The 12,071-nt window shown below is 67.5% G+C and carries 10 protein-coding genes; all 10 read left to right on the plus strand.

Translation table 11 applies throughout. From position 1 onward, the window contains the following. The first annotated feature begins 33 nt into the window (after positions 1 to 33). The 10 genes from ACSFB7_RS31250 to ACSFB7_RS31295 are packed head-to-tail and all read left to right on the plus strand — an operon-like array spanning position 34 to position 12,055. Positions 34 to 2,331: a polysaccharide biosynthesis tyrosine autokinase gene (locus ACSFB7_RS31250; RefSeq protein WP_435476221.1), complete on the plus strand. Its 2,298-nt coding sequence runs from the start codon at positions 34 to 36 to the stop codon at positions 2,329 to 2,331. Then, entirely contained in the window at positions 2,328 to 3,035 is a 708-nt protein-coding gene (locus tag ACSFB7_RS31255; RefSeq protein ID WP_435476222.1) for a sugar transferase, read from the plus strand. The genes ACSFB7_RS31250 and ACSFB7_RS31255 overlap by 4 nt, the downstream gene beginning before the upstream one ends. 39 nt (positions 3,036 to 3,074) lie before the next feature. Further along, positions 3,075 to 4,061 (plus strand): GDP-L-fucose synthase family protein, encoded by a 987-nt coding sequence (locus ACSFB7_RS31260; RefSeq protein WP_435476223.1) that lies wholly within the window; start codon positions 3,075 to 3,077, stop codon positions 4,059 to 4,061. Then, the gene (gmd, locus tag ACSFB7_RS31265; protein WP_435476224.1) at positions 4,054 to 5,178 is read left to right on the plus strand and encodes a GDP-mannose 4,6-dehydratase; all 1,125 of its coding nucleotides are present in this window, start codon (positions 4,054 to 4,056) and stop codon (positions 5,176 to 5,178) included. The genes ACSFB7_RS31260 and gmd overlap by 8 nt, the downstream gene beginning before the upstream one ends. A gap of 17 nt (positions 5,179 to 5,195) precedes the next feature. Beyond that, on the plus strand, positions 5,196 to 6,515 hold the full coding sequence (locus ACSFB7_RS31270) for a hypothetical protein (protein ID WP_435476226.1): 1,320 nt from the start codon (positions 5,196 to 5,198) through the stop codon (positions 6,513 to 6,515). Between the two features lie 12 nt (positions 6,516 to 6,527). Next, positions 6,528 to 7,607 carry a glycosyltransferase gene (locus ACSFB7_RS31275; RefSeq protein WP_435476227.1) on the plus strand — a complete coding sequence of 360 codons (1,080 nt, stop codon included), beginning with the start codon at positions 6,528 to 6,530 and terminating at the stop codon, positions 7,605 to 7,607. Next, the gene (locus ACSFB7_RS31280; RefSeq protein ID WP_435476228.1) at positions 7,604 to 8,554 is read left to right on the plus strand and encodes a hypothetical protein; all 951 of its coding nucleotides are present in this window, start codon (positions 7,604 to 7,606) and stop codon (positions 8,552 to 8,554) included. Before ACSFB7_RS31275 ends, ACSFB7_RS31280 begins: the two co-directional genes overlap by 4 nt. 31 nt (positions 8,555 to 8,585) lie before the next feature. Next, on the plus strand, positions 8,586 to 9,518 hold the full coding sequence (locus ACSFB7_RS31285; RefSeq protein ID WP_435476229.1) for a hypothetical protein: 933 nt from the start codon (positions 8,586 to 8,588) through the stop codon (positions 9,516 to 9,518). A gap of 24 nt (positions 9,519 to 9,542) precedes the next feature. Then, positions 9,543 to 10,811 carry an MATE family efflux transporter gene (locus tag ACSFB7_RS31290; RefSeq protein WP_435476230.1) on the plus strand — a complete coding sequence of 423 codons (1,269 nt, stop codon included), beginning with the start codon at positions 9,543 to 9,545 and terminating at the stop codon, positions 10,809 to 10,811. Then, entirely contained in the window at positions 10,808 to 12,055 is a 1,248-nt protein-coding gene (locus ACSFB7_RS31295) for a glycosyltransferase WbuB (RefSeq protein WP_435476231.1), read from the plus strand. The genes ACSFB7_RS31290 and ACSFB7_RS31295 overlap by 4 nt, the downstream gene beginning before the upstream one ends. The last annotated feature ends 16 nt before the right edge of the window (positions 12,056 to 12,071 follow it).

The following is a 12,071-nucleotide window of genomic DNA, read 5'->3' on the forward strand; positions in this document are numbered from 1 at the left end:
TGGCCGGCCCCGCAACACGAAAAGGTGAAACCCATGAACGCGCGTTGGCAACCCCTGCTCCCCGCACCTTCGGGCGCGGAACCCGTCTGGCCCCAGCACTCGAGGTTCCAGGAGTACCTGGACATCCTGATCGACAGCCGCTGGCTGATTGCGGGCATCACCGCGCTGGTGCTGCTGCTGGGGAGCGCCTATGCGTTGCTCGCACCGCGCGTGTACGAGGCCAACCTCTTGATCCAGGTGGAAGACGCCGACCGCTCGGCCGGCAATTTTCCGGGTGATTCCGCGGCCAATGGCGGGCTGAGCGTGAAGACGCCCACCGCCGGCGAAACCGAGATCCTGAGGTCGCGCATGGTGCTCGGGCAGGCGATGGAAAACACCAAGCTGTACATCACGGCGCAGCCGCATTACCTGCCGCTGGTGGGCGCGTTCGTCGCGCGGCACTCGAAGACGCTGTCCACGCCCGGCTTTCTGGGCCTTGGCAACTACGTCAGCGGCACCGAGCGGATCACGGTCGCGCAGATGGACGTGCCACCGGCCTTCGAGGGCAAGCGTTTCCTGCTGGTCGCGGGTGACGGCGGCAACTACACGCTGACCCAGTCGGGCCTTGAAACACCGCTGCAGGGCACCGTCGGCGTGCCGCTGGACGCCAGCATTCCCGGCGGCGCCCTGCACCTGCTGGTGGGCTCCTTCGAGGCCGAGCCCGGCGGTGCCTTCGAGCTGGTGCGCAACTCCAAGCAGCTCACCCTGCTCGGGCTGCAGAACGACCTGCGCGTGATCGAAAAAGGCAAGCAGTCGGGCGTGCTGGACATCAGCCTGCAGGCCGGCAACCGCATGCAACTGGCCGACGTGCTCAATGAAATCTCGCGCCTGTACGTGCGCCAGAACATCGACCAGAAGACCGCGCAGGCCGAGCGCGCACTGGCGTTCCTGGGCACCGAGCTGCCCAAGTTCAAGCAGCAGCTCGAACAGTCGGAAGACAGCTACAACCAGTACCGCAACCTGAACGGCACCATCAGCCTGGACGACGAGGCCCGCAATGCGCTGTCGCAAAGCGTGGACCTGCAGGCCAAGCTGCTGGACGCCAAGCAAAAGCGCCTTGACCTTGTCGGCCGCTTCACCGCCGCGCACCCCGCCGTGATGACGCTGGACACGCAGATCGCATCGCTCAAGAAAGAGCTGGGCGGCGTGGACGGCCGCATCCGCCGCATGCCCATGCTGCAGCAGAACTCGCTGCGCATGCAGCGCGACATCAAGGTCAACACCGACCTGTATGCCTCGCTGCTGAACAGCTCGCTGCAGATGCGGCTGGCCAAGGAAGGCAAGGTCGGCAACGTGCGCGTGGTCGACCAGGCGCTGCTGCCCGAAAAGCCGATCCGGCCGAAGGCGCTGATCGTGGTGGTGCTGTCGCTGGCCACCGGGTTATTCCTCGGCGTGCTCACGGCGCTGCTGCGCAAGACGCTGAAGAAGTCCATCGGCAGCCCGGCCGAGATCGAGGCGCTGACCGGGCTCGACGTCTACAGCACCATTCCGCTGAGCCCGCAGCAGCGCCTGCTGGACCGCGCCATCCTCAACGGCCGGCCCGGGGTGAAGCTGCTGGCCTCGCAGTACCCGGACGACCCGGCGCTGGAAGGCCTGCGCAGGCTGCGCACGGCGCTGAAGTTCGTGATGCTCGGAGCGCCGAACAACCGCATCCTGATTTCAAGCGCCACGCCCGGCGCGGGCAAGACCTTCGTGTCGGCCAACTTCGCGGCGGTGCTGGCGTCGTCGGGCAAGCGCGTGCTGCTGGTCGATGCCGACCTGCGCCGCGGCAGCCTGTGCAGCCAGTTCGGGCTGATCCGCCACGGCGGCCTGTCGGACGTGCTGGCCGGCAGCCTGCGGATCGAGGAGGCGATCCATCCGCTGGTGCTGCCGCACCTGGACGTGCTGACCACCGGCGAGCTGCCGCGCGATCCGGCCGGCATGCTGACCAGCGACGCCTTTGCGCGCACGCTGGCCACGCTCTCCGCGCGCTACGACGTGGTGGTGGTCGATGCGCCGCCCACGCTGCTGGCTTCGGAAACCGCCGAGATGGCGCCTTCGATGGGCACGCTGCTGCTGGTGGCGCGCGCCGGCGACAGCGAGATGGGCGAACTGCACGAAAGCGCCAAGCGGCTGGCGCATGTGGGCGCGTCGTTCCACGGTGTCGTCTTCAACGGGCTGGACACCAGCCTGCGGCACAACGGCAGCCGCAGCTACGGGTACGGCTACGGCATTGCCCAGTTCCGCGACCGCCCGCTGGGCCTGGCCAACGGGACCGCCGCGCGCGTCGAGCCGGAGCAGGTGGCGCCATGAACACGCTGCGCTCCGGCGCGCCTGCAGCATCACCGGCACGGCCCGAGCGCACCGTGCCGGCCACTGCCGCCGCGCCGCTCGGTGGCTCGCGGCTGCTGCAGGCCAGCAAGCGCGCGGTGGACATCCTGATGGCGGGCTCCTTCTTCCTGTTCTTCGGCTGGGCCTATGCGCTGATATGGATCGGCGTGCTGTTCACCTCCGGCGGCCCCGCCATCTACATGCAGCCGCGCTACGGCAAGGACGGCAGGGTCTTTCGCTTCTACAAGTTCCGCTCGATGGTGCCCGACGCCGACGCGGTGCTGGCCCGGCACCTGCGCGACAACCCGGTGGCGCGGCTCGAATGGACGGTGTTCCAGAAGCTGGAGCACGACCCGCGCATCACCCGCTTCGGCGCCTTCCTGCGCAAGTACAGCATCGACGAATTCCCGCAGTTCTGGAACGTGCTCAAGGGCGACATGAGCATGGTCGGGCCGCGCCCCTGCATGTTTGCCCAGAAGTACCTGTACGGGAACTACTGGGACCACTACTGCGCCGTGCGCCCAGGCATCACCGGCCTGTGGCAGATCAGCGGCCGCAACGAGGTGAGCTACCGCCGCCGCGCGGCCATGGACGCCGAGTACGTCGCCACGCTGTCCGTGCTGCGCGACCTCGTGATCGTTCTGAAAACCTTCCGCGTCGTGTTCGGCGCACACGGCTCCCGCTAGGCGGCGCCTGTCCGATCAACCCTTTCACCGAAAGCACATATGCGTATCTTTGTTGCAGGTCATCGCGGAATGGTGGGCCAGGCGCTGGCAAGGCGGCTGCGCGAACAGGGCCACGAGGTCGTCACGCGCAGCCACGCGGAACTCGACCTGCTGGACCAGGCGGCGGTCGCGCGCTTCTTCGCCACCGAGCCCCTCGACCAGGTCTACCTGGCGGCGGCCAAGGTCGGCGGCATCCACGCCAACATGACCTACCCCGCGCAGTTCATCTACGAGAACCTGCTGATCGCGGCCAACGTCACGCACCAGGCCTTTCTTGCCAACGTCAAGCGGCTGCTGTTCCTGGGTTCGAGCTGCATCTATCCGCGCCTGGCCGACCAGCCCATCCGCGAAGACGCCCTGCTCGCCGGCAAGCTGGAGCCCACCAACGAGCCCTACGCGATTGCCAAGATCGCCGGCATCAAGCTGTGCGAAAGCTACAACCGGCAGTACGGCGCCACCCACGGCATCGACTACCGCAGCGTGATGCCGAGCAACCTGTACGGCCCCGGCGACAACTACCACCTGGAAAACAGCCATGTGGTGCCGGCGCTGATCCAGCGCTTTCACCTGGCCAGGATCGGCAAGGCGCCCACCGTGCTGATCTGGGGCAGCGGCCGCGCGCGGCGCGAGTTCCTGTATGTGGACGACATGGTCGAAGGCTGCCTGGACGTGATGAACCTTTCGCGCAGCGCCTACGAGCAGCACACCGACCCGATGCGCGGCCACATCAACCTGGGCACCGGCGAAGACGTCTCCATCGCCGAGCTGACCGAGCTGATCCGCGAGGTGGTGGGCTACGAAGGCAGCATCCGCTACGACCTGGCGCAGCCCGACGGCGCGCCGCGCAAGCTGCTCGACGTGTCGCGCGCCGCGACCATCGGCTGGCGGCCGACGATGCCGCTGGCTGAAGGGCTGCGGCGTACCTATGCGGACTACCAATCGGCAGAGAAAGCCGCCGGCCACAACAAAGAGGCCGCCCATGTCTAAGCGCGCACTCATCACCGGCATCACCGGCCAGGACGGCTCGTACCTGGCGGAGCTTCTGATCGCCAAGGGCTACGAGGTGCACGGCATCAAGCGGCGGTCGTCGCAGTTCAACACGGGGCGCATCGACCACCTCTACTCGGATGTGCACGCGAAGACCGAACGCCATCTGCACCTGCACCACGGCGACCTGTCGGACGGCAGCAACCTCACGCGCATCGTGCAGGAGGTGCAGCCCGACGAGATCTACAACCTTGGCGCGCAAAGCCACGTGGCCGTGAGCTTCGAGAGCCCGGAGTACACGGCCGACATCAACGCGCTGGGCACCTTGCGGCTGCTCGAAGCCATCCGGCTGCTCGGCCTGCAATCCCGCACGCGCTTCTACCAGGCCAGCACCAGCGAGCTTTACGGGCTGGTGCAGGCAGGCCGCCAGAGCGAGGCGACGCCCTTCTATCCGCGCAGCCCCTACGGCGCGGCCAAGCTCTATGCCTACTGGATCACCAAGAACTACCGCGAGGCCTATGGCATCTACGCGTGCAACGGGATTCTTTTCAACCACGAGAGCCCCCGCCGCGGCGAGACCTTCGTGACGAGAAAGGTCACGCGCGGACTGGCCAATGTTGCGCAGGGGCTGGAGCAGTGCCTCTTTCTGGGCAACATGAACGCACTGCGCGACTGGGGCCACGCCAAGGACTATGTGCGCATGCAGTGGCTGATGCTCCAGCAGCCGGAGGCGGTCGACTACGTCATCGCCACGGGCGTGCAGTACAGCATTCGCGATTTCGTCAGCAAGGCGGCGCGGCAGCTCGGCATTTCGCTGGTGTTCGAGGGCAGCGGTCTCGACGAGGTCGCCGTGGTCAGCGCGATCGACGGCGACGACGCGCCGGCCGTCTGCGTCGGCGACGTGCTGGTGCGGGTGGACCCGCGCTACTTCAGGCCTTCCGAGGTCGAGACGCTGTGCGGCGATCCGTCGAAGGCAGCCGACGACCTGGGGTGGGTGCCCGAGATCACGCTCGACCAGATGATCGGCGAGATGGTCGGTGCCGACCTGGAACTGGCCAAGCGGCGGGCGCTGCTTCAGCGCCACGGGTATCACACGCCCATGAGCATCGAGGCCTGAGCGCCGGAGCCCACATCATGAGAACCCTCGTTTTCTGGTTCGGCATCGCTTGCGCCTTGCTCGCCGGGCTGGTCGATCCGGTGTGGGGCTACGCGGCCGTGTTCGCGGTGTCGCTGGTGCAGCTTGCGCTGCTCGGCGCGTCGGGCGCGAGCGTGTTCCTGCTGATCCACTACGCCACGATCCTCACCTACTTCTCGCTGGCGCCGGCCATGCAGATTGCCCACGACGTCGAGTTCTGGGACACGGGCGTGATCGGCACGGCCGCGCACACGCAGGCGCTGATGCTCCTGCTGCTGTACATGGCGGGCGTGGAGGCCGCGCGCATCGGCGTGCGCGACCTGCCGGCTTCGCGCGCGGGCGGCCTGTTCGATTCGCGTGCGGTCGGCGTGGCCCACCCCTTCCTGCTGCTGTTGAGCTGTTCGCTCGCCGCGTTTGCCGCGCTCTTCATCCGGCCCGACCTGAACTTCGTGGCGCGCGGCATCCTGGGCGACGACGACAGCGTGCCTGTCGACTACATCGTCTATTCGACGCTGCCCAAGCTCGTGGTGCTGATGTGCTTCGTGGCGCTGGCGATCCACGCGTTTCGCCGGCAGACGCTGTGGGCGTGGGGCGCGGCAGCCATGGCGCTCGCGCTGGCCGCAGTCGCGGCGAACCCGGTGAACACGGCGCGGCAGATCCTCCTGATCGGCCTGCTGCCGCTGTTCATCCACGGCTTCGGCCGGGGACGGCGCTGGTTGCTGGCTTCGCTGATCTTCGGCGCCATCGCGGGGCTGGGGCCGGTGCTGAACCTGATCTCGCGCGGCAGCTTCTGGGGCGAAGGGCTCACGACCTTTCCCTTCAGCCAGGACTTCGACGCCATGTTCGTCGTGGCCGGCATCCTGGAGCGCGCGCCCATTCCGGACCTGGGCTTCGGGCGCTACCTGCTCTCGGCTTTCTCGTTTTTCCTGCCGCGCGACCTGAAGATGTTTCCGGACTTCGATCCGCTGGGCTGGTCGGCCATCCTGGGCAATTTCTCGCAGAGCAACCTGTCGCTGCCGCCGTTCACCACGGCGTATTTCGACTTCGGCCTGCTGGGCCCGCTGCTGCTGGGCTTTGCGATCTCGGCGGGCTTTCGACTGATCGACAAGGCGGTCGATCCGCACCGTGGGCTGTCGGGCGCGTATCTCTCGGCGCTGGTTTTGCTGGCCGCGTACGTGCCGTTCATGCGCGGCCCGATCCTCGGCTGGGGTCCCTTCGCAACCTCGGGGCTGATCGCGGCAGTGATCGCCGGTGCCCTGAGCGCACGCGCCCGCCGGCCGCAGCGCCGGGCCGCGCGGCGCGGCCTGCCCATCGCCTGAGGACGCACGCACATGGCCACCTACCTGTTCTACGACACCATCCGGCTCAACAAGGGCGCGGGCGGCGTGCTGAATGTCTCCGAGGTGCTGCTGCGCAACATGCGGCTGTCCGCCGACGACAAGGTGCTGCCGATCAGCGAACGCCATCCGCGTGTGTATGAAGCGGCGCGGCGGCTGAAGCTCAGCCGCTTCCTGCTGGACACGCTGCTCTACAACCTCCACCGGCTGCTGGCGCTGCTGTCAGGCGAGCGGGTGTTCTCGCTGTTCCCGAACTACTTTCTGCCGCTCACGCTGTTCGGGCGGCACGCGGATTCGATCGTCATCGTGCACGACCTGCAGTACAAGGTGTACCCGCAGTACTTCACGCGACAGAAGCGCCTGTGGCTCGACTGGAGCCTCTGGCGCATCGCCCGCAGCGCGGCGGACGTGGTTTTCATCAGCAAGAGCAGCCAGCAGGACTTCGAGCGGCACTTCGGCGCCTGCGAGCGCACGGCGGTCATCTTCAATCCGGTGGACGCCATTCGCGGCGCGGCCCCTGCCGCCACAGCCGCACCACGCGAGCGCTACCTGATCGCGGCCTACCACTACTACCCGCACAAGAACTTCGGCGGCATCCTGAAGCTGTTCGAGCGCATGAAGCGCGCGGGGCTGGTCGACTGCCTCGACATCACCGGCAACGGCGCGGCCGATGTCGAACGGATGGTGGCCGCGCTGGCGCCGGAAGTGCGCGGCGCCGTGCGGCACCGGGGGCTGGTGTCGCGCGAAGAACTGGTGCGGCTGTACCTCGGTGCGACGGCGTTCATTTCGCTTTCCACCTTCGAGGGCTTCAACCTTTCCGCTGCCGAAGCGGCCACGCTCGGCGTGCCGCTGCTGCTGTCGGACATTCCGGTGCACCGGGAGCTTTTTTCGGGCTACGGCTTCTTCGTCGGCAGCGCGCCTTGCGATCCTTACCGGCTCGCGCGTTACCTCGCGCGGCACGAACGCACGCGCCCCGCATGGCCGCTGGCGGCAGCCTGCGCGCCCGGCGCGGTGGCCGCGAGCTACCTCACGCTCAAGCGCAGGCCTGTCTCGTTCGCCAGGGCCATGCAATGAAAAATCGCGCGGTTCCCCTGTTGCGCTTTCTGGCCGTGCTGTTGCTGCTGGCTGCGGCATCGATGACGGCCGTGCTGGCACAGCAGCCGGAACCACCGCTGCCGGGCTTCGGCGTGATGGTGCATTACCTGCCCGAGAAGCAATCCATCAGCGAGGTCATGCGTTTCGACGTGGAGGCCTTCGCGGCCTCGGTGGCGCAGATGCGGGCGTCGCACCTGATCCTGACGCTCGGGCAGAACAACGGCCAGTACATCGCGCCCAACCCCGCACTCGAAGTGCTGTGCCCCGGCACTGCAAAGAACCGGCCACCGCGCGACCTGCCGTTCGAAATCGGCCAGGCGCTGCGCCGAAGGGGCATCGCGCTCATCCTGTACCTGCCATTCCGTGCACCCCAAGCCGACCCGTACCTTATGGAATGCCTGGGCGATGTGTCCGAACAATCGCCGCCGCAGCAGCGCTTCATCGCGGCCTGGTCCAGCGTGATCCGGGACTGGTCCGAGCATTACGGCCCGCTCGCCACCGGCTGGTGGTTCGACGGTGTCTACAACACCCGGGGCATGACGCCGGCCGACTGGGACATGCTGTGCGGGGCCGCGCGCAGCGGCGCACCCAAGCGCTGGCTGGCCTTCAACGCGGGCGAAGGCGCGGAGCGCTTCAGCCTCAAGAGCGCGCCCTGCCAGAACCTCATGGCCGGCGAGTTCATGCAGCCGCCCGAGCGCTTTTCAACGCCGCCTTCCGAACTCATGTTCCATGTGCTCACGCCGCTGGGCACCTCGTGGGCGCGGCCGTCGGAGCCGCGCTTTCCGGCCGCGCAGTTGCGCGCCTGGATCGCCGAGGCCACCGCAGCCAAGGGCATGTTCACGCTGGACATGCCGGTGGACGACAACTTCCGCTTTCTCCCCACGCATGTCGCGCTGGTCCGAAGTGCCACGGCGCGCAAACCCTGACCCCTCACCAACCCCACACACCGACCCCGCCATGAGCCAACCCCTGCCCTTCATCGTGGTGGAAGACCGCCAGAACCAGACGCTGTCGCTGTGCCGCCAGGCCGCCGCGCAGGCCGGCGAGCAACTGGTCGTGCTGTCCAACACCGACGCCGGCCCGGCCTACGAGCGCTTTCGCCATGCCTACGTGCACCTGTCGAGCAATTCGCCCGAGTTCGAGAAGATCTGCTTTCGGCGCTACTTCCTTTTGGCGCAGTACCTGGCCGCGAACCCCGAATGCCGCGAGTTCGTGCTGATCGACAGCGATGTGCTGCTGTTCGAAGGCGCCGGCATGCACATCCGGCGGTTGGCGGGCAAGGCCGATTTCTCGGGCTCCTACATTCGCCCCGCGGACGGCTGGAACCCCTGCCAGATCTCGCCGCACGTGAGCTATTGGACATCGAACGGGCTGCAGCGTTTCGTGGCCTTCGTGCTCGACACCTACGCGACGCCGGCCGGCAAGCGAAAGCTGCGCCAGATTGCCGCGCGCTTTGCCGCACGCGGCGTGCGCGGCGGCGTCTCCGACATGACGCTGCTCTACCTCTGGGCCCAGGCCACGGGCAATGCCGATCCGATCAACCGCGTGCTCGACGGCCACGTGATCGACCACAACATCAACAGCTCGCACAACCACCTGGCGCACGAGTTCCGCATTCGTGGCGGCGCCAAGCGCATCGCCTACCGCGACGGCCAGCCCTGCCTGGTGATGTCCTCGGGCGACATGGCGCGCGTGCTGGCGCTGCACTTCCAGGGCAGCGCAAAGATGGCGATGCCGCATGCGCTGCACGGCCGCGTGCGAACGGTCGCGGCGCTCACCTATGCGCTGCTGGTGGCGCGCCGGGCCAAGAACAGCGCGTTCAGGCTTGCCACGCGCGCGCGCCGGGTCTTCGACACGCTGCGCGTGGCCGATGCGCCGGCCGCCAAGTAAACGAACAGACGAACGGCGCACGCCATGAAGCCCTTCAGCCCCTCGCTCGCACTGCCCGGTGGCCGCATGGCCCGGCTGCTCGGCCTGGGCGCGCTGGCGTCGCGGCTGTACGTCTACCTGTCGGGCTTTCTGGCGATCTTCCTGATGGCGGCGAACGTGTCGCCCGCGCGCTTCGGCGAGTACTCGATCTACCAGTCGGTGATGGAAGTGGCGCTGGTGGTCGGCACGCTGGGCAGCACGCTGCTGTTCTCGCGCAACGCGGCCAGCGTGCTGCCGGGCGTGTTCAGCGGCGATGTGCTTCGCACGCTGGGCGTCGGGCTGCCGCTGGCCACGCTGCTGGTGGTGGCCATCCTCGGCGCGCAGCGGCTGCCGGTGACCGGCCTGCCATTTGTGCTGGTGGTGGCCACGCTGGCGATCTTCTCCTTCAACAGCCTGCGGCTGGCATACAGCCGGGGCCTGGGCCATGCGGGCTTGCTCAACCTGGAAGCGGGCATCCGCTCGACCATCCTCGTGGTGGGCGTGGCGGCCTGTGCGTCGCTGGGCTTCGAGCTGGGCGTGGCGCATCTGCTGCTCATCAACCTGTTCGCCTTCGTGGTCGTGTGTGGGGCGATCTGCCTGTCTCCTCACGGCGTGGCGCCACCGCGCGGGCGGCATGCGCTGGACCTGGCTTCGCAAGGCAGCGCGACGGTCTATTCGCTGCTGACCTTTTTGCTGCGCAAGTCGGACCTGCTCATCGTGGCCTTCTTCATGCCGCTGAGCTATGTGGGCGCATTCAAGCTCGCGTTTCTGCTGGCCGAGGCGCCTTCGCAGTTCGTGCAGGCCTTCCTGTACACGAAGACGCCGGCCATGCTGGGTGCCAGCGCGGAGAAGCTTGCGGCGTCGAAGCTGCAACTGGCACGGCATTCCTTCTTGCTGGGCTGCGCGCTCTTCGTAGGGCTCGCGGGCCTCATCACGGTGGCTGCACCATTGCTCAAGCTGGGCAACGAGGCGCGCAGCATCTTCCTGTGCATTGCGCCGTACTTTCTGCTGCGCACCTACACGGTCCACCACGAGATGGTGCTGTCGCTCAACACCTCGATGGGCTCGCTCGGCCGCTGGGCGCTGCTGGAGGTGGTGTTGCGCTTCCTGTCTTATGGCGTGGTGGTGGCGCTCTTTCCCGACAAGCCGCACTACGTGTTCTTCCTGGCCTGCGTGTCCGACTTCGCCTTGTACGAAACACGCATGCGCCTGGCCTTCGGCTTCTTTCCGTTCATGCGCCTGCTCGGCCTGTACCGCCTGAGGTCGTCACCGTGAAGATCCTTCTGTACTCGATGAACTTCACGCCCGAGCTGGCCGGCATCGGCAAGTACTCGGGCGAAATGGCGCAGTGGCTGCATGCGCGGGGGCACGACGTTCGCGTGATCGCATCACCGCCCTTCTTTCCGCGCTGGGCGGTGTTCGAGGGCTACTCGGCCTGGACCTACCGCAAGAGCAACTGGCAAGGCATCACCGTCTGGCGCGCGCCGACATGGGTGCCGAAGCAGCCGCGCACGCTGGCACGCATGGGGCACCTGTTGTCTTTCATGCTGTCGAGCATGCCGCTGCTGTTTGCGCAGATGCGCTGGAAGCCGGACCTTGTGTTCGTGGTGGAGCCGCCGCTCTTCTGCGCGCCGGCCGTTCTGCTCTTCTCGAAGATGCTGGGCATCAAGTCGTGGCTGCACATCCAGGACTACGAGGTCGATGCCGCCTTCGGCCTGGGCTGGGTGCGCGGCGAGCGCGTGAAGCGCTTTGCCCTGTCGGCCGAGCACTGGCTGCTGAGCCGCTTCAGCCGGGTGTCGACCATCTCCACAGCCATGATCGAGAAGGCCAGGAGCAAGGGCATCGATGGCAGCCGGCTGGTGCTCTTTCCCAACTGGGTGGATGTGAAGGCGATCCGCCCTTCGGCCACCAACGCGCCGCATGTGCCCGGGCCGGCAACCGGGTTCCGGCAGGAGCTGGGCATTCCCGCCGACGCGGTGGTGGTGCTCTATGCGGGCAGCCTGGGCAGCAAGCAGGGCATCGAGCTGCTGGCCGAGGCGGCGCGCCTGCTGGTCTGCTCGCACAACATCCACTTCGTGTTCTGCGGCAATGGCCCGAGCCGCGAGCCGCTGATGGCCGCCTGCATCCGGCTGGGCAACGTGCACTTTCTCGACTTGCAGCCCGCCGAGCGGCTCAACGAGTTGCTGGGCATGGCCGACATCCATGTGCTGCCGCAGCGCGCCGATGCGGCCGACCTCGTCATGCCCTCGAAGCTGGGCGGCATGCTCGCCAGCGGCCGTGCCGTCATCGTGACGGCGCATGCGGGCACCGAGCTGAGCAATGTGGTGTCGGGCCGCGGCGTGGTGGTCGAGCCCGGCGATGCGGCCGCGCTCGCCGATGCCATCGAACAGTTGGCGATGTCGCCGCAGACGCGGGACCGGCTGGGCGCGGCCGGCCGGCGCTTTGCCGAAAGCGAGCTGGACCAGGACGCGATCCTGCTGCGGCTGGAGCAGGAACTGCTGCGCTGCGTGGCCGGCTGACATCGATCGACCGCCT

It is taken from the genome of Variovorax raffinosi, assembly GCF_051216615.1.
Taxonomy (GTDB): domain Bacteria; phylum Pseudomonadota; class Gammaproteobacteria; order Burkholderiales; family Burkholderiaceae_C; genus Variovorax.